The 21242-nt window shown below is 48.7% G+C and carries 25 protein-coding genes and 1 pseudogene; 22 read left to right on the top strand and 4 right to left on the bottom strand.

The genetic code is table 11. The annotated features are described in order from the left end of the window. Window positions 1–385 (top strand): annotated as a pseudogene (locus ACESYO_RS11800) (hypothetical protein); the annotation flags it as partial. A 69-nt stretch (window positions 386–454) separates the two neighbouring features. On the opposite strand, the gene ACESYO_RS11795 reads toward ACESYO_RS11800, so the two are convergent. Next, complete coding sequence (locus ACESYO_RS11795; RefSeq protein ID WP_373210045.1) at window positions 455–922, bottom strand: SLOG family protein; 468 nt, start codon at window positions 920–922, stop codon at window positions 455–457. Between the two features lie 127 nt (window positions 923–1049). Between ACESYO_RS11795 and ACESYO_RS11790 the strand changes: the two genes are divergently transcribed. From ACESYO_RS11790 to cpaB, 14 genes are all read left to right on the top strand, one after another. Continuing rightward, window positions 1050–1256 carry a helix-turn-helix domain-containing protein gene (locus ACESYO_RS11790; RefSeq protein ID WP_058963699.1) on the top strand — a complete coding sequence of 69 codons (207 nt, stop codon included), beginning with the start codon at window positions 1050–1052 and terminating at the stop codon, window positions 1254–1256. Between the two features lie 243 nt (window positions 1257–1499). Continuing rightward, window positions 1500–2003, top strand: a complete 504-nt coding sequence (locus tag ACESYO_RS11785; protein WP_373210046.1) for an RNA polymerase sigma factor — start codon at window positions 1500–1502, stop codon at window positions 2001–2003. An 11-nt stretch (window positions 2004–2014) separates the two neighbouring features. Next, window positions 2015–2689, top strand: a complete 675-nt coding sequence (locus tag ACESYO_RS11780; protein WP_373210047.1) for a DUF4367 domain-containing protein — start codon at window positions 2015–2017, stop codon at window positions 2687–2689. An 83-nt stretch (window positions 2690–2772) separates the two neighbouring features. Further along, entirely contained in the window at window positions 2773–3126 is a 354-nt protein-coding gene (locus ACESYO_RS11775; protein WP_373210048.1) for a hypothetical protein, read from the top strand. 131 nt (window positions 3127–3257) lie between these two features. Then, on the top strand, window positions 3258–3770 hold the full coding sequence (locus ACESYO_RS11770) for a hypothetical protein (protein ID WP_373210049.1): 513 nt from the start codon (window positions 3258–3260) through the stop codon (window positions 3768–3770). A gap of 69 nt (window positions 3771–3839) precedes the next feature. Continuing rightward, on the top strand, window positions 3840–4478 hold the full coding sequence (locus ACESYO_RS11765) for a VanZ family protein (protein ID WP_373210050.1): 639 nt from the start codon (window positions 3840–3842) through the stop codon (window positions 4476–4478). A gap of 38 nt (window positions 4479–4516) precedes the next feature. Beyond that, a complete protein-coding gene (locus ACESYO_RS11760) occupies window positions 4517–5683 on the top strand; it encodes an amidase domain-containing protein (RefSeq protein ID WP_373210051.1) in 1167 nt (388 codons plus the stop codon). Next, window positions 5670–6398, top strand: a complete 729-nt coding sequence (locus ACESYO_RS11755; protein WP_373210052.1) for a hypothetical protein — start codon at window positions 5670–5672, stop codon at window positions 6396–6398. Before ACESYO_RS11760 ends, ACESYO_RS11755 begins: the two co-directional genes overlap by 14 nt. Before the next feature lie 226 nt (window positions 6399–6624). Continuing rightward, window positions 6625–7047 (top strand): DUF4320 family protein, encoded by a 423-nt coding sequence (locus tag ACESYO_RS11750; RefSeq protein WP_227603392.1) that lies wholly within the window; start codon window positions 6625–6627, stop codon window positions 7045–7047. 8 nt (window positions 7048–7055) lie between these two features. Next, complete coding sequence (locus tag ACESYO_RS11745; protein ID WP_373210053.1) at window positions 7056–7556, top strand: hypothetical protein; 501 nt, start codon at window positions 7056–7058, stop codon at window positions 7554–7556. 72 nt (window positions 7557–7628) lie between these two features. Beyond that, window positions 7629–8204: a DUF6550 family protein gene (locus ACESYO_RS11740; protein WP_373210054.1), complete on the top strand. Its 576-nt coding sequence runs from the start codon at window positions 7629–7631 to the stop codon at window positions 8202–8204. Window positions 8205–8284: 80 nt separating this feature from the next. Beyond that, a complete protein-coding gene (locus ACESYO_RS11735; RefSeq protein ID WP_373210055.1) occupies window positions 8285–9985 on the top strand; it encodes a hypothetical protein in 1701 nt (566 codons plus the stop codon). After that, the gene (locus tag ACESYO_RS11730; RefSeq protein ID WP_373210056.1) at window positions 9960–10466 is read left to right on the top strand and encodes a prepilin peptidase; all 507 of its coding nucleotides are present in this window, start codon (window positions 9960–9962) and stop codon (window positions 10464–10466) included. The genes ACESYO_RS11735 and ACESYO_RS11730 overlap by 26 nt, the downstream gene beginning before the upstream one ends. 14 nt (window positions 10467–10480) lie before the next feature. Next, entirely contained in the window at window positions 10481–11353 is an 873-nt protein-coding gene (cpaB, locus tag ACESYO_RS11725) for a Flp pilus assembly protein CpaB (protein WP_373210057.1), read from the top strand. Between the two features lie 34 nt (window positions 11354–11387). On the opposite strand, the gene ACESYO_RS11720 is transcribed toward cpaB, so the two are convergent. Further along, on the bottom strand, window positions 11388–12812 hold the full coding sequence (locus tag ACESYO_RS11720; RefSeq protein ID WP_373210058.1) for an ATP-binding protein: 1425 nt from the start codon (window positions 12810–12812) through the stop codon (window positions 11388–11390). Between the two features lie 154 nt (window positions 12813–12966). On the opposite strand from ACESYO_RS11720, the gene ACESYO_RS11715 reads away from it, so the two are divergent. Then, on the top strand, window positions 12967–13722 hold the full coding sequence (locus tag ACESYO_RS11715) for a hypothetical protein (RefSeq protein WP_373210059.1): 756 nt from the start codon (window positions 12967–12969) through the stop codon (window positions 13720–13722). Here the strand turns inward: ACESYO_RS11715 and ACESYO_RS11710 are convergent. Beyond that, the gene (locus ACESYO_RS11710) at window positions 13619–14767 is read right to left on the bottom strand and encodes a ParM/StbA family protein (RefSeq protein WP_373210060.1); all 1149 of its coding nucleotides are present in this window, start codon (window positions 14765–14767) and stop codon (window positions 13619–13621) included. The genes ACESYO_RS11715 and ACESYO_RS11710 overlap by 104 nt on opposite strands. Before the next feature lie 292 nt (window positions 14768–15059). On the opposite strand from ACESYO_RS11710, the gene ACESYO_RS11705 reads away from it, so the two are divergent. The 5 genes from ACESYO_RS11705 to ACESYO_RS11685 all read left to right on the top strand — a co-directional run bounded on the left by ACESYO_RS11705 (window position 15060) and on the right by ACESYO_RS11685 (window position 20099). Continuing rightward, complete coding sequence (locus tag ACESYO_RS11705) at window positions 15060–15728, top strand: response regulator transcription factor (RefSeq protein ID WP_373210061.1); 669 nt, start codon at window positions 15060–15062, stop codon at window positions 15726–15728. Further along, entirely contained in the window at window positions 15725–16738 is a 1014-nt protein-coding gene (locus ACESYO_RS11700; protein ID WP_373210062.1) for a sensor histidine kinase, read from the top strand. The genes ACESYO_RS11705 and ACESYO_RS11700 overlap by 4 nt, the downstream gene beginning before the upstream one ends. Before the next feature lie 100 nt (window positions 16739–16838). Beyond that, window positions 16839–17591 (top strand): ABC transporter ATP-binding protein, encoded by a 753-nt coding sequence (locus ACESYO_RS11695; protein WP_373210063.1) that lies wholly within the window; start codon window positions 16839–16841, stop codon window positions 17589–17591. 4 nt (window positions 17592–17595) lie between these two features. After that, window positions 17596–19650 carry an FtsX-like permease family protein gene (locus ACESYO_RS11690; protein WP_373210064.1) on the top strand — a complete coding sequence of 685 codons (2055 nt, stop codon included), beginning with the start codon at window positions 17596–17598 and terminating at the stop codon, window positions 19648–19650. Between the two features lie 107 nt (window positions 19651–19757). After that, entirely contained in the window at window positions 19758–20099 is a 342-nt protein-coding gene (locus ACESYO_RS11685; protein WP_373211284.1) for a winged helix-turn-helix domain-containing protein, read from the top strand. A gap of 58 nt (window positions 20100–20157) precedes the next feature. On the opposite strand, the gene ACESYO_RS11680 is transcribed toward ACESYO_RS11685, so the two are convergent. Then, entirely contained in the window at window positions 20158–20490 is a 333-nt protein-coding gene (locus ACESYO_RS11680; RefSeq protein WP_373210066.1) for a hypothetical protein, read from the bottom strand. 383 nt (window positions 20491–20873) lie between these two features. On the opposite strand from ACESYO_RS11680, the gene ACESYO_RS11675 reads away from it, so the two are divergent. Further along, entirely contained in the window at window positions 20874–21239 is a 366-nt protein-coding gene (locus tag ACESYO_RS11675; RefSeq protein ID WP_087272740.1) for a helix-turn-helix domain-containing protein, read from the top strand. Window positions 21240–21242: the final 3 nt, after the last annotated feature.

Genomic DNA, 21242 nt, shown 5'->3' with positions numbered 1-21242 from the left:
AGTACCGGCTGCTCGCTACGCTTTGCCGGGTCTGGTCTTTCACCAGACTGTATTACCTGCACCGAACTGGCGCACCCTCAAAGGCCTCCTTACCACATGGCTCAAAGAAACAGATGATACCTGTATTGTTATCCCATGTGACAGTACTGAGGCCTGGATTGTTGCAGCATATGATCAAACCGATGGAATTGAGACGATTGAAGAGCCGTGGGAACATATCATTGCACACGGGAAATATTATCACAACATTCGGATTCCAGGCCAGAAAAAGCGCACCAGCATATTTGAGCAGTTTGTACCTACTGTCTGTGAGAACTGGTCCAAAGTAACCGAACTTTGCCAGAGCGCACATGATTTCGAGGAATCTCTTTTGGCACTTGTATAAATTCTTCAGCCGCATAAAGGCCGCATGGGATGCAAAACCCCATGCGGCCTTTATGTTTTGCCCTTGAAATCAAATTTCTATGAGCCTGATCTCTCGCCCCTGAACATGGGCATCGCGCAGCGTGAACAGCGTCCCCCCTTTGTCCCGTCCATCATACACCGCAATCACACGTTGCGACTGGGCAACCATATAGCGATTGCGGTTCATGTAGCACGAAGGAACATAGTGGTCGGAGATCACTTTCACGCCATCGCAGGCAGTCAGCATTCTGTGAAACTCTTTGTCCTTCGTCTTCAGCCGGCCGGCATAGGGGATCGCTGCTTCTAAAAACAAGCCGTCATTTTCTTTTTTTGCTTCGGCAACGACTGCCGCAAACATAAGATCGGCACCTTCGGCAAAACCGGAAATAAATCGAGTGTAGCCATCCTCAATCGCCGCTGCTACCTCTTTCCGCAATGCTTCTTCCACAAATTCCTTCTTCTCCGCTGGAATATCTCTGTGGCCCGTTATACAGCAGGTTTTCGTTTCGGCTTCCATCCTGTTTCCTCCTATATCTCTTCACTTTATGCCATTCTTGTATAGGCAATATTGCCTATAACACTACTCCTCCATTATAGGCAATAATAGAGATATGTAAAGAAGGAAGTGGAGGAAACGACCAGGAATGATCTCATACGAGCCCTTGTGGCAAACCATGAAGCGGCATGGCGCAACCACATATACCTTGCAGGCCAAGGCCGGTATCAGCAGTTCGACCATCCGCCGGATGCAGGCGAACGAATCCGTCTCTACCAATACTTTGGACACGCTCTGCAAATTTTTTAACTGTGAACTGGATGACATCGTAAAATTCCAGCCCGATGAAAAATAGCACGGAGAAATGGTGATTGCTGTTTCTCCGTGCTGTTTTTCTTATGGTTTAGGAAAATACTACTTCGATTATGAAAATCTAAAATCTCATTTCGGATTTGCATAAATTTTTTCATAAAAAAATTGACCCAAGATTGCACATAGCCCTTTTATGATAAGCTCTGTTGGAGCTGAAACACCTCTACTTGTTGAGTTATTGAGCCACATGGTATAATAGTATGGAAAACAACTGGGGGTTCGCATTATGATCATTTACCTGCAAATGCTTGAAACTCCAGAGGAGAAGTCAAAGTTTGAGCAACTCTATCTGGAGTATAAAGGGCTCATGTTCCATGTGGCCTATGAAATTCTACATAATGAGCAGGATGCAGAGGACGCTGTGCATCAGGCTTTCGTAAAGATAGCAGAAAATATTAAAAAAATCGATGATCCTATATGTCCAAAAACACATAGCTATGTCGTTACTATAGTTGAGAACAAAGCAATAGATCAGTACCGAAAGCAGCAAAAACACCAAACTGTCGAGCTGATCGAGGAAATTCAAGGCACAAATGCTCATTATGAAGGGGACAACGATTTGACAAAATGTATCTTGAAGTTGCCCGCCAGGTATCGAGAAATGATTTTGCTGCGTTATCATCATGGGTACACTGTCAGAGAAATCGCAAAGATGTTGGGACTGTCGTTGCCGGCCGCAATCAAATTGGATCAACGGGCCAAAAACAAATTGAAAAAACTATGTGAGTAGGCGGGAATCCTGTGATAAGCGAGGAAATGCTGAAAAAAGCGGCGGCTGAAGCGGATCAGGCAATCAGGGATTCGCTCCCCGCTCCAGCAGAATGTGAACATGAGTTTTCCCCATCGTTTGAGAGAAAAATGCGCCGAACTTTTCGGAAAGCAAAACATCCTGTGATCTACAAACTGCCCAGATATGCAGCTTGCTTTGTTCTTGCGGTGGCTCTCGCCAGCGGTACATGGCTGACAGTGGATGCAGAAGCGCGAGCTGCTTTTTTTGCATGGGTACGGGAGCGGTATGAAGCATTTGTCGAGTATAGGTTTATTGGTGAGGTTCCGCAAGAAAACACTATCATAGAGTATGAGCTAACATGGTTGCCTGAAGGCTTTTCTTTTCAAAAAGAGCAGGACCTTGATGGTGGCACATATCTAACCTATACCGATGATTCGGGACGGCGTATTATTTTTTCCTGTTTGCAGGGGGATGATGCCGCAAGCCTGTTTATTACATCCGATTATGCAGAGACTCGATCCATTCAAATTGGTAATATCTGTGCGGACTTCTATCAGGCTAACGAGGAAGCATCTTCCAATATGTTGGTTTGGACATCAGAAGAAGATGACCTTGCCTTTTATATCATGGCGGATCTTCCTGAGGATACTATGATAAAATTGGCGGAGGGTGTCCAAAAAAAATAATTCTAAAAAAATAGAATACAACTGTCCAAAATGACCTCCTTCATTCGTTTACGGGGTATGAACGAATGAAGGGGGTCATTCCTTTGAAAAAACGATTTTTCCCGATTCTGTTTGTGTTTCTTATGGTATTCTCCTCCACCGCCTATGCCGCATCGACCAGGGCAGCAGCGGTTGTTCCCCGTATCTCTTTTAATGGAACAACTGCCTCCTGTACGGTGTTTATTGCTGCGGACCGACCGACTGATGACATTGAAGCTGTAATAAAGTTATGGCAAGGAAGTAAGTGTATCGAAACTTGGGAAGAATCTTCTGTTGGAGATCTTGCCTTTAGTGGCACAGCAACGGTGTCGAGGGGAAAAACTTATCAATTAACAGTCGATGTTACTCTTGAAGGCAAGGCACAGCCAAGATTTTCTGTCGAAGGAACTTGTCCATAATACGGTGTATCACTGTAATTGAACAAATATGAGGAGACATCTTTTTTACCGGAAGGAGTTGATACCGATGTTTTCTTTTTTGATGACAGGATTTAGATAATTTGTCGCCTTAATAGAAAGGAAGGTTGGATATGAAAAAACTGTTTTCTTTGTTGTTGGTCTGCGCTTTGGCCTTTACCATGAGCGTTTCCGCATTTGCAGCCGAGGCCACACCCCCTACGGAAAAAGAACCCTCTGCGCAAACCGAAATGGATGCAACTACGCGTGCAGCAGAGATCCCCACCGAGTCCGCTGACCTGCCTTATGAAGCAACAGTCGTTAACCTCTGCGAAGGTTGTGGCACATACACTAAGTATTACTTCCATACATCCACAGGGCAGATTACCATCGAGGGAACTTTGACGAGCAACGGTGATCAAAACGACAAATCTCGATATGCTAAAATTGAACTTTACGAGGTAAACAAAACCGGAGCCGTTGACGTCTATACGGTACCTCAGTTCACGGGTTCTACATCATTGGACCACACTTTCAAAAACCTGAGTTCTAACAAGAACTACTATATCCGCATTGTTAATACCACTGGTTGGGGCGGTCCCTTCAAAGACCTGTGGTTGGGCGGAACTGTGAATATCGGCCAATAAAATAAAGATAACTGGTAGGGGGTGTCTTAAACAGGGCATCCCCTACCGGGGAATTATGGGGGACGGGACATGACAGATTTGATACAATATATAAGCAGAATTTTAATTATTTCGCTTCCGGCAGTAGTTGTCTTTCTGTGTTTTATGCCATACCGCATGAAGGCATTGAAGGCTATGAATTTGCACTCGGGATGGCAACGTGAGGTTGGCTTAATTCTATTTGTTGTATCTATTTTTGGGATCTTGGCGCTGACATTGTGGCCTACATATATTTGGGAGGATTCTCCCGGTATTTGGGGAAATGTCCGCATCCTAATTGATCGTCCTACCTGGAAATCCAGTTTAAGCATAGTGCCATTCTCCGTTTTCAAAGATTATTTTGAGGATTTGTTGAAAAGTCCCGCATACTTTTTTGTAACACTCATTAACTTCTTTGGCAATTTGGCTATGTTTATCCCTATTGGATTTTTCCCGGCGCTTTTATTCCGAAATGCCACTTGGAAACGATCTGCAATCATTGGTTTTGGGATGTCAACTTTTATAGAGTTCGCACAGTATTTCATTATGCGCAACACCGCTGTTGACGATATTATTTTGAACACCCTTGGAGCAATATGTGGTTACTGGTTGTACCGTTTACTACAAAAGTGGTTTCCAGATTTCTCCCATAAATTTATATGCAAAACCACACAAATAACCAATAATTGATGATTATATAGAACTTTGAACACACGAGGAGGAACAAGATGAAACGAACATTAAGCGTTTTATTACTGTTTGGAATGCTATGCGCTCTCTCAACAAATACTTTTGCGGCAAATGATGAAGCAACTGACAAAGTAGACATTGCAGCAGTAGCCGAGAATAACAGTTCTATTGCAGGTGAATACAAGCAGTACGCTCCATTTACAGTGGATAGCCAAGAAGTCAGACTGTATTCCGAGCCTGTTATGAACAGTGAGGATGCCTTGACAACCTATGCGGACGCATTTGAACTGTGTGCAGAGGCAGCGGAAGTATATGGCATTCCTGCGGATATTAACAATTCCGATTTTGTGGCTTTTGCAAAAGCATATGCTGCGATGAACGAAAATGGTACTCCTGCCTTTGTTGAAGAGTGTAAAGACTTTGCAGTTTATCTTGATTATTACGAGAACGTCGAAATCAACCAGCAGATTCTCAATGCGATTTCTGCAAACACCCGCAACGCAGATTGGTCTGAAATAGCTTCCTTGATGCCTACCACATCTGATTCTACCGTTGCTGCCGGAGAAACTGCACAAGAAGATAGCACTGTTGCAGAAACTCAATCTTCCTCTTATGACACGGCGGAAGTAGTCGCTTATGCGCGTACATGGTGGAATAAAACTAATAATACGGACTACCCGTATTATGCGGAATATAATGGAATGGACACATCGCGCAACGATTATAACAGTCTTGATTCTGGCCGTTCTGGGCAATCTGATCCGGCAAGAGGCTGGTCTGATTGTGCCGATTTTGTTTCGCAATGTTTGGCGGCCGGCGGTGTCCCACAAATAAAATCCGGGTTGATTCTCCCGCATCAAAAAACCGGAAATTGGTATTATAATGACGACAAGCCCTCTCACACTTGGGGAGGGGCCAGCAACTTTTATAATCACTGGAAAGAACGCGTTGGAGTGGCAAGCAGTTCCGCAGATCTTGGCGTTGGAGATGCCGTATCTATTGATTTTGGTGGAGATGGAAGCCCCGATCATACTGTGATTATTGTATCAGCAGAATCGACCGATAGTTCAAAACATTTGGCCTCTCATACAACGGATAGATATATGTACTACTATTCTAACGGCACATTGAATCCCTTCACTCTATCTTACTTATATGGCAACGACTGGACAATCTATGGTTATGAAATAGATGAAGCGTTCTAAAGGTTGGGAGTCGAAGGCAATGAAATCAAACCCGTCAAAACTCAAAATAGCCTTGGGAATAGTTGTTGTATGCTTAATCCTTGGCATCGCAATTATGGCATTGTACTCACCCGTCATTTTTCAGCGAGGTAATCCGATCCCTTATCTTCGTGCCGCTGCTAAACTAAATGATGACACACAATATGTTCAAGTAAAGCAAACGGAATCTGAAAGTATCTATATCACCAGAAAAGGCGAAAGTGACGCACTTCTTCGAATGTTCGCAGAAGGTACGGGAGCTGTTTTTCAAGAACAGTTGGGTAGTACATATATTTTTTCCGATGATGATAAAGAGTGGTTGTTGGAGTCGGAGATTTATTGGAAAATTTATACCGTATGGGTTGTCCCTATTTTCTCAAGTGATGGCAATGCCCAAAACCATGAGCAGGCTTCACACTTACTCTCCCTCAATGTCAAAGTAATTGAAATTGTGGAAGATAATGATAACCTTTTCTTAGTTGAAGCTCTGGAAAGCTACAAGGATAAAATCAGTCAAGGTGACATTATTTCTGTTGCTTCGGATTCCGCTGAAGTTTCAGATATTTTGAGAGCCTATCAGGAAAACTACAGTTTCCGGATATATTTTCCCCAAATTGACGATACTGCGGATAGAATAAGCGTTACTTGTTTGGACGTTGTTCAGTATGATTCAAACGGCGAGGTCATCCAGCAATAGAGTAATCTCACTTTGGATTTGTATAAATCGTCGCCACTAAAAAGAATTGGCACAGGATTGCCAATACATTGGCGCAGTCCTGCCCTTTCGCCGTAAATCCAAATCTGCTATACTTGGTACAGTCAAAACTTTGTAATGCAGCCGTTCCGGTCGGGACGGCTGTTTTCATTTGTAAGTAAAGGTGGTGGTTCACATTCATACTTTCCTTCAAAAAGTCCGCAGGACATTGAAGAGCGAACGGGGCGAGGCCAACTATTTCTCCACGGTGGTGTTCATCTTCATCGCCGTCATCCTGCTGGCCTTTATCATTGACCTGTTCGGCATCATCTCCACAAAGCAGGAATTAGACCATGCGGCAGATCAGATGGTCAAGCAGATCCAGCTGTCCGGCGGCATCAACAGCGAGACCGACTCGCTCTTTGACTTCCTGTGCTCGGAGATCGAGGGGGCGGAGAATATCACATACTCTATCGACGCCACATACAAGACGCCTACGCCGTCCGGGATGTCCCGGGCCATCCAGCTGGGGACGCCCTTCTATATCACCATCGAGGGCGAGGCCAAACTGGGCGGCTTCTGGAACCTGGATCTGGTCAATATCACGGTGGTGGCCCGCGGCTCCGGCGTCAGCGAGCACTACTGGAAGTGAGGTGGCCTATGAAGCGTTTTCTTTCACGGCTGCGTCGGCCGCTTCGCAACGAGCGGGGCGAGATCACTTTCTTTGCCTGTTTCTTTGTGGTCGGGGTCGTCATGCTCATCTCTTTCCTGCTCCTGTACGCCTCAGTGCGGATCACCTGCATCAACATCCGCAACGGCGCCAAAATGGAGCTGAACAACCTGAGCGCCACCATCTATGCGGACACCTACCGCTCCCAGCGGGAGACCAACTTCGAGGAGTACCTGCGCACCCTCTATTCCAGCAATGACTATACGGAAATGCTGGAGGCCACTGTCGCCGGCGGCCTGGCAGAAAAGATCCCGCTTTCCACAAAGGACTATGAGGTATCCGACATCAGCCTGGAGTTCAATGTGGTGGGCGACCGGGTGGAGTACATCTTCTTCTGCGATATTGATTTCTATGTGCGTATGTTCGGGCACAGTTATCCCACCATCACCCAGCGGGTGGAGCTGACCGGCTACCACAACACCAAATTTTAGCGGCGCTGTTGAAATTCCAGTCAGCTCCGCAGTATAGGCTTTATATAACAGCAAAAAGGAGTGTGGACACACATGAAGAAGTTTTTCCAATCCAAAGGCTTTATTGTTTCAATCCTGGCCGTTCTCTGCGTTGCCATTCTGGGCGTCTGTTGGTTCGTGAGCCGGGACCGCACGGAAGAATTCCAGCCGGATGAATCTCCTCCCAGCAGCACCAGCAGCGACTGGTCGGACGGCGGCGCACAGTCTGGTAACGGGAGCGGGGGCGCAGACGCCTATGCACCCGGCCAGTCTTCCAGCGCCGAAGAGGAGTATCCCAAGGTGACCTCGGAATCCGAGGGCGAGGTTGAAATCGATTTTACCGATACGGAGAAGCCGGAAGAAACACCGCCTCCTGTGCCGGAAGGCAAGACGGAGATCGAAGATCCCGGCGAAGAGCATGAGGTCAATCCCGACCCGGCAGTACCGGAAGTCACCGCCCCTCCCGAAGAGGAATCCACTTCCAGCAATGAGCCGGCTCCCGGCTCCAGCAATGGCAGCGGCGCCGTTTACGATCCGGTGTTTGGCTGGGTAGTCCCCGGCGATGTGCAGCAGTCCACCGGCGACAGCGACGGCGACCTGAACAAGCAGGTCGGCAACATGGGCGGCTGACAACCTACAACTGAATATAGATCTGAAGGGCCGTCACAGGGTTGTGGCGGCCTTCTTATTTTCAAAAAGAATGGAGCGTGATGTATTTGAAACGACTTCTCGCCCTCTTATGCAGCCTCGCCCTGGTGTTCTGCCTCGTTCCTTCCACGGCATTTGCATCGGGAGGCAACGGGAACATTGACGGTGGCGGCGGCGGGATGGGGCAAGGCACATCCTCAAACTTCTGGAATCCCGGCAATGACGGCGTGCGCATCACAGTTGTGGATGCGGAAAGCGGCGCCGCCGTGTCTTCACCGCTGGACTTTTCCAACCGGACGCAGAAAAGCAGCGTCCTCCACTTCGGCAAGGTCAATAAGCTGCAGTACCTGAGCGGCACCGGCCTCTCCCTCCAGTCCGGGGTGGCCTATTCCTGCATCAAGCCCGCGCAGTCCATGCCCACCATCGTCAGCAGCAAGGGCCAGAGCAACATTGACGCCATCAAGCGGTACTTCTGCTCGGAGTACGCCTGCATGATGGTTGCCCAGGCGGCGGGCGTGGACTATGAGCGGATGATCGCCGGCGAATATAAGCTGCTGATCGAGCCCATCGCCTACTTTACCCACAACGGCCAGTATTACTGCATGACGGCCACCGAGGCCGGCCTTTACGATCAGATGTCCGGCGGCAACCTGCGCCGGACCATGACCTCGCTGACCCATAAGAACCTGCCGCTGGCAATGTTTTTGGAGTTCAGTGACCTTGGTATTTCCGCCTGGACCGGCAACACCACAGGGACGCAGAACAATTCCGACATCATCAATACACTGGGCGTCGGTATTGTCTGGTTTGACGAGGCCCCGCCCGAGGGTGAGATCGAGGCTCCTGATGTGGAGTACCGTGTGGATACCGATGTCATTACCTCTGTCACCCTGCGGACGGATACCGACCTGACGCCGGATAATCCCGCTTCGGTGACCTTCCACATCCTCGGCACCACCTACCGGGTCAACAATGTGGTGATCCCCGCAGGTGACAGCCAGGTGGTCTGGGTCAAGTGGCATACCCCCACCACACCGCAGACAGTCACCATCACGGTATCCGTCAGCGGGGCCTATACCGCCCAGGATACCTTTGTGGCGGAGATCGTGGACCTGAATGAGCATATTCCGCCCGACCCGGTGGCGACTGATACCAACCCCGGTTATACGGTACCGTCCCTGCCCAATGAAACGCAGAAACTCACGGCCAACTGGGGCGTCTGGAGCTGCTACTGGGTACCAGTATGGGTGTGGTGTGATCACGGGGAAGACGGCGGGCATTGGGTGGATGAAGGCTACTGGGAATATGAGTACACCGGCTATTCTGCCTCCATCAGCGGCGTTATGTCCCTGATGCCGGACGATATTGTGCCAACGGCCTCCGGAAAATCCATGAAGAGCGGGTACGGCGTCAAACAGGATGTGACAGCCACACTCTCCACCGACGCGCCCACCAGCCACATCACCCATCCGCAGACGGCCTTTTCGGTGTTCCCGGAGTTCCAGTATGAAACCTATCTCCGCCTTCTGCAGCGAGTGTCCAGCGGCCGGAGCGCCAAATTCACCTTCCAGCCCAATGAGTTCTCGACTTACAGCCGGGAAGTGCACTTTACCCCCATCTGGTTCCCGGATGCGACGAACTACACCGTCTTCACCCAGGTCTGGGATACCTGGACGCCGGACGGGATGCTGAGTATCAACCTGAATGACTATGTTTCCATTGACGGGAGCCTCTATGATGACTGGTACACCAATCGAGAGTAATGTGTGGATGGCATACCTGCTCACTGTTTTTCTGGTGGTGACGGGTTTTGCCGCCTACGACATCCTATACAGGCGGGTGCCCGACCGGGCGCTCGTCTTTTTTATCCCCCTGGCCGCGCTGGCCCCGCTGATCCAGGTCTACTTCATTCTGGAGTATGGCCGGACGCCCATTTTTATCTGGCCCGTTGTGGCTGAGGCGCTGGTAGGTGCGCTGCTGGGCTTCTGCATCCCGCTGGCCGCTGCTATGGCGACCGGCGGCAGCGGTATGGGCGGCGGGGACATCAAATTCTGCGGGGTGCTGGGCCTGGTCTATGGCCCCTCCGGTATGGCGCTGGTATTCCTGGTGGCCGCCGGCTTTGCCATGCCAGTGGTGCTTCTGTTCCGGCGGCTCTTTCGGGACAAACAGCCCATTGCGATCCCGTTTTTACCTTTTCTGGCCTGCGGCTGCTCTGTGGCGACGCTGGCTGAACTATTTTTATGACAGGAGAGATGCTTATGAAACTCAATAACCGATTCATCTTCGGCATTCTGTCCCTGGTTCTGGCGGCGGTCATCGCATTTGTGGCACTGCCCACCATTGCCCGGCAGACCAACGGCAAGACGGAGATCGTCCGCATCACCCAGCCGGTGCTGAAAGGCGAAAAGATCACCAGCGACAATGCCGAAGTCGTAGAAGTGGGCGGATACAACCTCCCGTCCAATGTGGCCCACAGCATGGAGGATGTGGAGGGCCTGTATGTAACGGCCGACCTGGCCGCAGGCGACTACATCCTTACCAGCAAGGTCAGTACCGTCCCTGTTTCCTCGGATGTGGCGCTCAACGATATCCCCTCCGGCAAGGTCGCCATCTCGCTGACTGTAAAAACGCTGGCCTCCGGCCTGTCGGATAAGCTGCAGCCCAACGACATCATCCGCATCTATCACTTCCTGGAGACTGCGGAAGAGGTGCCGGAGCTGCGCTTTGTCAAGGTGCTGTCGGTCACCGACTCTGACGGTATCAATGTGGACAACACCAAGGAGCCCACCGAGGACGAAGAGCCGCAGCAGTCTGCCACCATCACTGTGCTGGCAAGCCCGGAGCAGGCCCGTATCATTACCGAGATGGAAAATGACGGCGTGGCCCATGTGGCGCTGATTTCCCGCAACAACGACCAGCTGGCCGAGGAACTGCTGGCCGAGCAGGACAGGACGCTTCAGGAGATCTACTTCCCCGAAACACTGGTTGAGGAAAATACAGAAGGCCAGGATGGCGGAGAGGCTGCTGAAGGCGCCGCAGATAGCGAGTCCACAGGCGAGACCGGCTCCGATGGGGCGGAAGGCGGTACGGAAACAACTCCTGCGGACAGCATCCCGGAAGACGGCGAATAAAAATGGGCGGTGAACAGATTCACCGCCCGTTTCCTCACTGCTGGTTAGAAAGATGATCCTCGTTAATCAGGAAAAGCTGTGGATTTTCTTTGCCCAAGTCAACAAGACGCTGGGTAAAACCGCTTTTAGAAAATATCCCAAAAATAGGCTGATAGCCTTTCCATACCTTTTGGATTTCACCAGAAGCCTGCACCTTATCGCGGAGAGCAAAAAATACAGGCGCATCCACCGGCTTATTGTGGTATTTGCACTCGCCTGCAAAGAATCGCTTGTTTTGATGGTCCACCGCCATCACATCAATTTCCGTATCGCTGTCCAAATCATTCAGCCAGTAAGCTCCGATCCGCGAGGGAACAAAGTCAATGACACCTTCCCTGCAAAGGTCTGCAAAAATGGATCTGCAGATATCTTCATAGGCGAAGGCCACAAACTTCTGTACGAAGTCTTTTCGGATTTCATCCAGAACAATCTGCGTATTGTCCAGTTCCAGTTCCCCTTTATATGGATAGACATACCGGAACCAGAAACGCACAAAGTTATCAGAGATGAAATAAAGGCCTTTACGGGACTTCTCCGGATTTTTCTCCGTAACCGGCGTTTCCTTCACGACAAAGCCAAGGTCGCTGAGCGTGGAAAGATATGGCGTCAGCGCGGAAGTTTCTGTCCCCAGAGCTCCCGCAATTTTCCCCAGCTTGTGGTTTCCATCCGCCATCACGCGGATAATGGAAAAATAGTTGACAGCGGATACCACTTCATCTTTCAGCAGAAAGTTTGGTTCTTCATACAGAAAACCGTTCTTCGAGAGAACCGCAGACTCCACCTGTTCCAGCAGTCCTTCCTGATCGTTGAAAAACTCCAGATATTTGGGTACGCCGCCGGTAATCGCATATTGCTCCACCGCACGCTCAAAAGAGAGATGCTGAGCGGCATACACATCCGGGAACGGCAAAGGCGCCAACCGGATCTGTGCAGTCCGGCGGCCATACAGGGGGCTGTCATAAGACAGCGTGTGTTTTTGCATCATTCCAATCAAGGAGCCGCAAAGAATCAGCATCACATTGCTGTCCTTGAGAACTTCGTCCCATGCGTTTTGCAGAATAGACGGGAACGCCGGATTGGACTTAACCAGATAGGGAAATTCATCAATAACCAGGACTTTCTTTTCCTCCGGCCGGAATTCCGCAATGATATGGAACAAATCCAGCCAGTCGGAAAAGGCTGCACGCTGCAGCAACGGATTCTGTGTTACCCGGGACACAACACCAGACAGCCGTTTTATGCTTTGTGATTCCACTTCCTCCGTTGCGAGAAAGTAGAAGGCCAGCTTACTCTTGATAAATTCTTTAATTAGTGTTGTTTTTCCTACACGCCGCCTGCCGTAAATCACAACAAAGCTGCTGTCTTTTTGGTATTCCCGTTCAAGAGACTCCAGTTCTCGTTGTCTGCCGATAAACTTCATGTTAATGCCTCCTTTATCATAATTTATTTTATGATAATCTACCTTATATTATACATTTGTTTTGCAAAAAGTCAAGGGCATTCCGCCCTTGGGAAAGGAGTTTCCTATGGGAAAAGTCATTACCGTCTGGGGCAGTCCGGGGAGCGGGAAAAGTATGTTTTCCTGTATCCTGGCAAAAGCCCTGACCCGCGACAAGCGGAAAGCCATCATCATCAACGCGGAGATCAGCGTCCCCATGCTCCCGGTCTGGCTGCCGGAGCAGATCATCCAGGCCAACGCCTCGGTGGGGCAGGTCCTGAGCAGCGTGGAGATCGACACCACGCTGGTGGCAAGCCATGTCACGGTGCTCAAAAGCTATCCTTTCATCGGCCTGATGGGCTATTCCGCCGGTGAGAATCCGCTGAGCTATCCGGAAGTCAAGTATGCTATGGTACTCCAGCTGGTCAACGCCGCCGCCAAGCTGGTGGATTTTGTCATCCTGGACTGCAGTTCCAACATGACCAATGTGTTCACCCCGGCGGCGATTGAGTCCGGCGATCTGGTCATCCGCCTGCTTACTCCCGACCTGAAAGGCGTCAACTATCTGAAAGCCCATCAGTCCCTGCTGGTGGATGGCCGTTTCCACTATGACCAGCACATGACCTTCGCCGGCATGGCCCGCCCCTTCCACGCTCTGGATGAAATGGGCTATATCATCGGCGGCTTTGACGGCCTTCTGCCCTATGGTAAGGAGATCGACCGCTGCGCCACCGAGGGCGGGATGTTCCAGGCCATCAAATACTGCAATCCCAAGTACACCGCCTCACTTAACAAGGTGCTGGACGCCCTGGAGCAGATGGAGCTGGCTGAGCAGGCGGCAGAGGATGCGGACGACGAGGACGAGTTCGAGGAGGATGACGCCGATGAATAATCTCAACGACATATTCTTCGCGCCGGCAGCCAACCAGGACCTGACCTACGACCAGGTGCTGGAGGATGTGCAGCGGTATTTTGCTGAAAACCACGCCTCCACCATTGCCGAGGCCGGCGAAGGCAACGCCGAGCGGGCCACCACACTGCTCAAAGAGCTGATGGTACTCATAGCCAGCTGCATTGGCATTGATATTCGAGACGAACAACGGCTTACCCACTTTTCCGGACGCCTCAATCTGCCGACGCAGCAGGATGGCGCCGCCGCCCACAAAGACCACCGTGCAGTAGCGCAAGTCCAGCATCCGCTCCCGCAGGGTGCTGAACAGGTCGTTGACGAACTCCTGCGCCAGCTGCTCCACCAGCCGGACCACCGACGGCGGGTACTGCGTCTGCTTGCCGGTGAGGATGGCGTCCACATCCCCCTCATCCAGCAGCAGATCCAATTCCGCATTGCCCCTGGACCTGATCTTATTGTAAAGCAGGATCACGCCGTTTTCCAGCGAATCACAGGAGCTGAGGTCGGCTTTTCCATTTTTCATCAGCAGATAGTCTGCCGTGAAGCCGCCAATGTCCACCACAACCGCCTTGGCCTCATTCATCAGCGTGTGGAGCATGGTGGCCGCCGCCGCGTATGCCTGGGGATAGCAGGCCACATCATCAATGCTGATGGCATAGTGCTTGTCCCGGTACTGGAATTCTACGATCCCTTTCTTCTGGAAGTAGGCAGTGAACTTTTCCGCTTGGGCGCCGAAGTGGGCCGGCGGCAGCCCCACCGGCAGCTGGATGTGGTACAGTTCTTTCTCGTCAACGCCGCGGGCCGTCAATTCCTCCGCAATCGCAATCAGGGTGAGGATAAAGAAGCGGTCGTCCCCAGTCTTGTCCTTGCGGTAAGGAATACGCTCATTGGAGAGCGTATAGTAGTTGCCGCCGTATTGCAGGCTCGGCCCGAACGGCCGGGTCATGCTCTGCTGCAGGCCGGAAACGAACGGGGTGCAGTGAACCGTCTTGATTTGCTTATTGCCATGATCGACACCAATTAACATAGGTGAATGCCTCCTTTTTTGCTTTATACATATCCTTTACGCCTGGATGACGCCTTTCTCAACAGGTAAAGGCATATTTTTTGAGGCCTATGTTTTCGTGCGGCATGGCTACCGCTTCACACCAAAATAGAAGTGCAGCGCCGCCTTTGCTCTACCGGGGCGGCGCTGCTTTGCCTTCTTTTCTCTTCATCGATTAACCAATTAAGAAACTTTTTGCATTTCTTGTACCTGTAATGTGGATTGAGAAACCCTTCTTTATCAGGTATAATAAAAGATATGTGGAGGTGACCTTGTGAAACAAAGGATACTCATTGTCGAAGATGATCTTACTATACAAACGCAATTAAAAAATCTGCTATCCGGCAACGGCTATGAGGTTGATGTGGTTTCAGACTTTTCCAAAGTGATTGAGCAGGTAAAAACTTTTGCTCCCCATTTGGTTCTGCTGGATATAAAACTCCCAGGAAACAACGGCTTTGATATTTGCTCACAAATCCGGACCTTCTCTGATTTGCCGATTATTTTTGTCACCAGCAGCAACACGGACATGGATGAACTCAACAGCATTATGCTGGGCGGGGATGCCTTCATTACAAAGCCCTATCACACAGCAATCCTGCTGGCAAAAATTGCTTCTCTACTAAAACGCGCGTATCCGGTGCTGCAGAGTGAGCAAATGGCTTATGGAGGTGCAGTACTACACTTGGAAGCCAGCAGTCTGGACTATGATGGTCAGAGTGTGGAGCTGACCAAGAATGAACTGAAAATCCTCTATTATCTGTTCAAAAATGCAGGGAAAATTTGCTCCCGTGGGGATTTGGTGGAATTTTTATGGGATAACCAGCTCTATGTGGATGACAATGCGCTGAGTGTCAACATCAACCGTATCCGGGAGAAGCTGGCGGGTATCGGCCTGACTGATTTCATCAAGACGAAGCACCGGCAGGGGTACACGATATGAACCGTAGTCGATATTGGAAAAATCGAATTCCATTCCTGCTGACTAACCTGATTTGCATGGTGGCGCTCACAGTGTTTCTGCTGGTATGTGATATTTCCATCGCGGCGGTGTTGCTGATTTTGGTGGTGTGGGCGTTGGTTCTGCTGGCAGGTCTGTTTCTTACTTACTGGAAACGGGACCGGCAGATGCGGCAGCTTCTGGACATGGCCGGCCAGCTTTCTGAACGCTATCTCATTTCCGAAGTAATGGAGTTGCCGGAGCAGGCGGAGGATCAGGTCTACTATCGGCTTTTGAAAATGGCCGGGAAATCTATGCTGGAGCAGATCAGCGAAGTTAAGCGGGAGCGCCTTGAATACAAAGAGTACATCGAGCAGTGGATACACGAGATTAAAACGCCCATCACTGCCATGAAGCTGCTGTGCGAAAACCATCGGACAGACTGGACAAAGGAACTGCTGTTGGAACTCGAAAAGACTAACCGTTTTACGGAACAGGCGCTTTATTTCGCCCGCAGCGAATATACCGAGAAGGATTATTCCGTTCGTGAAATAGCTCTGGCCCAAATAGTGCATCAGGCGATTGCGGACAACAAATACTTGTTGCTCCAAAGTGGTATGCGTCTGGAAGTTGAGGAAATACAGGATACGGTTTATTCTGATGAAAAATGGGTGCGATTCATCCTAAACCAACTGATTGCCAATGCGGTCAAGTACCGGGCCGGGCAGCCGGTTCTCCGCTTTTCCACCTGCAGGCAGCAGGATCAGGTGGTTCTTATGGTGGAGGATAATGGGATCGGGATTTCTCCCGCTGACCTGCCGCGCATCTTTGAAAAAGGCTTTACCGGTCAGAACGGGCGTATTGTTCATCAGTCCACCGGAATTGGTTTGTACCTATGCAAGCGGCTATGTGAAAAGCTGGGAATAGGTATTTGTGCAAATTCCGAAGGAAAAGGAACTACCATTTCGCTTTCCTTCCATATCAACGATTTTGTGACCAGGGTGCAGGGCTGATAGGCTCTGCACTTCTTACATTTCTGTTAGAACTTTGTAAGAAAACTTGATACAAACGGCGCTCGTATTATTTTACAATAGGAGCAGAGGTGATAATACTATGAAAGAAGTTTTGAAGCTGGAACACATCCAGAAATATTACGGGAATGGCGGGAATGTCACAAAGGCGATTCAAGACATCAGCTTTTCCGTTCAAGAAGGAGAATTTGTAGGAATTATGGGCGCATCCGGCTCCGGCAAGACCACCCTGCTCAACTGCATTTCCACCATTGATACAGTCAGCGCAGGACATATCTATCTGGATGGAACCGATGTGACAGAGATAAATGAAAAACAGATTGCCCGGTTTCGTCGGGAAAACTTGGGTTTTGTGTTTCAGGACTTTAACCTGCTGGACACTCTGACCATCTCCGAAAACATCGCTCTGACGCTGACTATCAACAAGGTTCCCGCAGGCGAGATCGACGGGCAGGTGCGGGAAATGGCTGAAAAACTGAACATCACGGATATTCTGGATAAATACCCTTATCAGGTGTCCGGCGGCCAGAAGCAGCGGTGCGCTTGCGCCAGAGCCATCATCAACGACCCCAGGTTGATTCTGGCGGATGAACCCACCGGCGCACTGGACAGCCATTCATCTCAAATGCTGCTCTCCACTATCCAGAGCATCAATGAAACGCTGGGGGCGACCATACTAATGGTCACGCACGATGCCTTTTCTGCAAGCTACGCAAATCGTATTCTCTTTTTGCGCGACGGCATGATTTTCACGGAAATTCGCAAAGGCAACGATTCTCGCAGGACTTTCTTTAACAAGATTTTGGATGTCCTCACCATGATGGGAGGGAATTGAAATTATGCTGGCAAGTCTTTCACATCGTAATATGAAACGGCAGTTAAGTGAATACAAGATTTTTTGGTTTTCCCTTATCGGCGTTGTTGCCCTTATGTATGCGTTCAATTCTCTTATTGTTTCCCGCACTATGCAGCAGCTTTTTCGTTTATTTGCTGAAAGTGGAAACGGTGACATTGGCGTGATTGCCACCCTTTTTTCTGCCGTTGTTGTATTTGCGCTTGGGTGGTTTATCAGCTACATGATGGACTTCATCTTGCGGCGCCGCAGCAAGGAGATTAGCACCTATATGGTATTGGGTGTTGAAAAAAGCGATATTTGCAAAATGATATTTCGGGAAAATGCTGTTTTGGGCCTTGCGGCCATCATCGTGGGGTTTGGCTTTGGAATTTTGGTTTCTAAAATATTAGAAAGTTTTGTTTCAAACTTACTCCACTTTCAAGAAGCGTTGTTAGAGTTTCTTTCTATAAAAGCAGTTGGCCTGACTTGTGTCGAATTTTGTATTGTCTATATCATCGCATTGGTTAAGACGAATAGAAAAGTGCAAAAGGTTAAATTGATAGATCTGTTGAACTACAGTCGGAATAACAGTAGTGTTCGTGAACATCAATCTAAAACTGGCTTCATGTTTTTGCTGATTTCCGTGGTAATGCTCATTGTAAGTTTCTATTCGTTTGCGGGAACAAAACAGACAGTGGCAAGCATTACCGCAGGTGCAGTTTCGGCAATGTTAGGCCTGTTGTGCTTCTTTCGAGGATTTATTTATATCATACACGAAATGTTCAATAAATCTCGGAACTGGAAATACAAAGGAAGTCGTTTAGTTACCTTACGAATGTTCCTTTCAAAATCCAACAAAATGAGTTTCTCATTGGGTGTTATCTCAATCTTATTCACCTGCACCATCGTTTGTATCGGTATGACAAATGCTTTTTATCAGGTCATGGAGAAAGCAGTTGTTTTGCAGCCATTCGACCTTGCGATTGTTCATGCAGATGAGGACGGTGATTATAACCAATATTCCTCATTCTTGAATGAACACATTGATGTAGACAGCCAATACTCCTATTGCTTATATACAGATAAAAGCACACAATTTACTGACATTAGGAATCGTGCCTTAACAGAATACTGGAATAAGGTAGGAAAAACCGTATCAGTCAATGACTATGTTATTGCAGAAAACCAATACGATGCCTTTATGAAATATAGTGATTATTGTAATTTACGGGCAATGTTGGGCCTGCCTCAAATATCATTGTCAGAAGAACAATACATCATTCATTGTCTGCCATATCTGAAAGATACATTTACAAATTTGCAGATTGAAAAAGGCTCTCTGGTTTGCAAGGATATTTTTACCGAGGCGTTCTCACAGTATGGCGGATATGGCAACGGCCAAGATTTTGTAATCGTTGTCCCGGATCACTATATCGAAAATATGGAGGCCATATACAGCCTCTATGTTGTTCAATCCGAAGCAGTGATTGATATGTCTGAATTGGAAAACGCGTTTTCACAAGTCAGGCCATTGAATTCCAATGTGGTTGCTTCTGGGGAAAACGGATACACAACAAAGATCCTCGACAAAGGAGACTATTATTACACGGGCAAATTGGCAAGTACGCCTACCAGTCAAGCCATTTTAATCATTTTGCCATTGTGCTACTTGTCGTTGGTTATCGGCATAATTAGCATTGTAATACTTGCTGTTCAACTTTTGACGGAAGTTAAAACAATAAAGCGTCAATATGATGTAATGCGAACGCTGGGAACTGAGGTGGGTGTTCTCGAAAAAATGTTAAGAGAGCATATATTTCTTTACTTCGCATTGCCTCTTATTCCTGCATTGGTCATTGGTAGTTGCTTGCTAAAAACAATGAGCCACACGCTTTTTGTAGCTTCTTATGATGTGCCTGTATTTGATAATCTGACCGCATTGATAGCACTTGTGGTTTTGAGTGCTTTACTGATTTTTACACTTATTTATCTCTTGTATGTGTTTATTACCTCTCAGGCTATGAGAAAAGAAATAATTCCGATAACATTGGAAAAATAAGCACCACATAACTTGCTTCTTCTTTCTATACGATTGGAGGTGATCCACTTGGGAAGTTTATAATTTTATCCTTCAGCGACGGCGAGGACGCCATCTTTGCGAATACTGTGACGGCCCTTGCTTCTGTCGCAGACTTCTCCACGGTGGCCGCCTCCGCAGACGCACCGTTGCTCTTTGGCTCGCTGCAAATCGATCCGCAGCGCAGGCTGGTCCTGCAGGCCGGCCAGGCGGTGGACCTTACGCCGATGGAGTTTGATATTCTGCTCCTGCTGGCCTACCGGCCAGGGCAGGTGTTCACCGCCCGTCAGATCTATGAGGCCGTCGCAGCGGACTCCTTTGACGCCAGCTGGACGGGGATCTCCAGCATGGTCTATAAACTCCGCCGTAAGCTGGGGGCTGACATCATCGAAACCGTCCGGGGCCACGGCTACCGCTTCACACCAAAATAGCAGAACAGCGCCACCCCGGCTCTACCGTGGGCGGCGCTGCTGTTATTTCGCAAAGGATTTAGTCCTCAACTTCTACATGGAGCTGGCCAGCAATCTCTTCTACCGACATTCCATTTTTCATTGCCAGCTTAACGATCTCCTGGATCTTCTGCTTTTTCGTCTTACGAGGCTTGCGGGGTGGCTTGGGGGCCAGGATCTCCTGTTTCTTGGCCTCCAGAGATTTTATGCGTTCTCTGGCTGCGGTGATCTTCGCATCATACTCTGCCACAACAGACTCTTTTTTTAATTCCAGCTCTTTGATGGACTGGTCTATCTTTGCGATTTTTTCGTCCATCTCAGCCGCTCTCTCCTGCGGGGTACGGCGCGTGCGCTTGTTCTCGGACTCTGCCATTTTAAGATCACCTTTCCTTTGTGTATAAACTGGATGTGCTTATGATGAAAGAGTACCATATAGAATGTCAAAACGCAAGAGCAGGAGGTCGAAATAGACAGAGCTTGGCAGCAGCTTCGTATTCTCACCATCGGGAAGCCTTTTGATATTTCTCCCACAAATGCTCATCTGCCATGAGGCAACACACAAAAATTGATAGATACCAGCCCACTTTTCCCCAATTTTTATTATGGCAGTAAGCAGCTAATGATATTTTAACGCTCGTGCATTCTTTTGGGCAAATGTTATTAGCGGTTGACAGATTTCCAACCCTTATTGGTAGAATGTTAGACCTCGATTTTGTTATAATTAAGCCACCACAAAAGCAAAAAGGAGTGCGGGATATGAATTTTAATGAGAAATTGATTTCTTTAAGAAAAAGCAAAGGACTATCCCAAGAAGAACTGGGAGCAGAATTGAATGTGACAAGGCAGACGATTTCAAAGTGGGAAAGCTGCCAGTCCTATCCTGATTTTCAACGGTTGGTATTGTTGAGTGACTTCTTTGGCTTGACGTTAGATGAACTCGTCAAGGACATTGATGTGCAGGAAGTGCGGGAAAAAAACTTAAATAGCGAAAGGCTAAATTCCATATACAGTGATGTGGAAAACGCCAAGAAAATCATAAAATGGGGAGCTATCATCGGAGGCGGTATTGCCGCTGTTCTTCTGATTGTCGTGGTTGTTTTAATTTTTAGCTTTGTATATTGATAG

The sequence above is a fragment of the Allofournierella massiliensis genome (assembly GCF_964241245.1).
Lineage (GTDB): Bacteria > Bacillota > Clostridia > Oscillospirales > Ruminococcaceae > Allofournierella > Allofournierella massiliensis.
This window is presented reverse-complemented; position numbering and strand designations above follow the sequence as displayed.

What these genes read in the sequence shown, in the direction of transcription:
- ACESYO_RS11795 (WP_373210045.1), bottom strand. Translation starts at nt 922, where the DNA reads ATGGAAGCCGAAACGAAAACCTGCTGTATAACGGGCCACAGAGATATT.
- ACESYO_RS11790 (WP_058963699.1), top strand. Translation starts at nt 1,050, where the DNA reads ATGATCTCATACGAGCCCTTGTGGCAAACCATGAAGCGGCATGGCGCA.
- ACESYO_RS11785 (WP_373210046.1), top strand. Translation starts at nt 1,500, where the DNA reads ATGATCATTTACCTGCAAATGCTTGAAACTCCAGAGGAGAAGTCAAAG.
- ACESYO_RS11770 (WP_373210049.1), top strand. Translation starts at nt 3,258, where the DNA reads ATGAAAAAACTGTTTTCTTTGTTGTTGGTCTGCGCTTTGGCCTTTACC.
- ACESYO_RS11765 (WP_373210050.1), top strand. Translation starts at nt 3,840, where the DNA reads ATGACAGATTTGATACAATATATAAGCAGAATTTTAATTATTTCGCTT.
- ACESYO_RS11760 (WP_373210051.1), top strand. Translation starts at nt 4,517, where the DNA reads ATGAAACGAACATTAAGCGTTTTATTACTGTTTGGAATGCTATGCGCT.
- ACESYO_RS11755 (WP_373210052.1), top strand. Translation starts at nt 5,670, where the DNA reads ATGAAGCGTTCTAAAGGTTGGGAGTCGAAGGCAATGAAATCAAACCCG.
- ACESYO_RS11745 (WP_373210053.1), top strand. Translation starts at nt 7,056, where the DNA reads ATGAAGCGTTTTCTTTCACGGCTGCGTCGGCCGCTTCGCAACGAGCGG.
- ACESYO_RS11740 (WP_373210054.1), top strand. Translation starts at nt 7,629, where the DNA reads ATGAAGAAGTTTTTCCAATCCAAAGGCTTTATTGTTTCAATCCTGGCC.
- ACESYO_RS11735 (WP_373210055.1), top strand. Translation starts at nt 8,285, where the DNA reads ATGTATTTGAAACGACTTCTCGCCCTCTTATGCAGCCTCGCCCTGGTG.
- ACESYO_RS11730 (WP_373210056.1), top strand. Translation starts at nt 9,960, where the DNA reads ATGACTGGTACACCAATCGAGAGTAATGTGTGGATGGCATACCTGCTC.
- cpaB (WP_373210057.1), top strand. Translation starts at nt 10,481, where the DNA reads ATGAAACTCAATAACCGATTCATCTTCGGCATTCTGTCCCTGGTTCTG.
- ACESYO_RS11720 (WP_373210058.1), bottom strand. Translation starts at nt 12,812, where the DNA reads ATGAAGTTTATCGGCAGACAACGAGAACTGGAGTCTCTTGAACGGGAA.
- ACESYO_RS11715 (WP_373210059.1), top strand. Translation starts at nt 12,967, where the DNA reads ATGTTTTCCTGTATCCTGGCAAAAGCCCTGACCCGCGACAAGCGGAAA.
- ACESYO_RS11710 (WP_373210060.1), bottom strand. Translation starts at nt 14,767, where the DNA reads ATGTTAATTGGTGTCGATCATGGCAATAAGCAAATCAAGACGGTTCAC.
- ACESYO_RS11700 (WP_373210062.1), top strand. Translation starts at nt 15,725, where the DNA reads ATGAACCGTAGTCGATATTGGAAAAATCGAATTCCATTCCTGCTGACT.
- ACESYO_RS11695 (WP_373210063.1), top strand. Translation starts at nt 16,839, where the DNA reads ATGAAAGAAGTTTTGAAGCTGGAACACATCCAGAAATATTACGGGAAT.
- ACESYO_RS11690 (WP_373210064.1), top strand. Translation starts at nt 17,596, where the DNA reads ATGCTGGCAAGTCTTTCACATCGTAATATGAAACGGCAGTTAAGTGAA.
- ACESYO_RS11680 (WP_373210066.1), bottom strand. Translation starts at nt 20,490, where the DNA reads ATGGCAGAGTCCGAGAACAAGCGCACGCGCCGTACCCCGCAGGAGAGA.
- ACESYO_RS11675 (WP_087272740.1), top strand. Translation starts at nt 20,874, where the DNA reads ATGAATTTTAATGAGAAATTGATTTCTTTAAGAAAAAGCAAAGGACTA.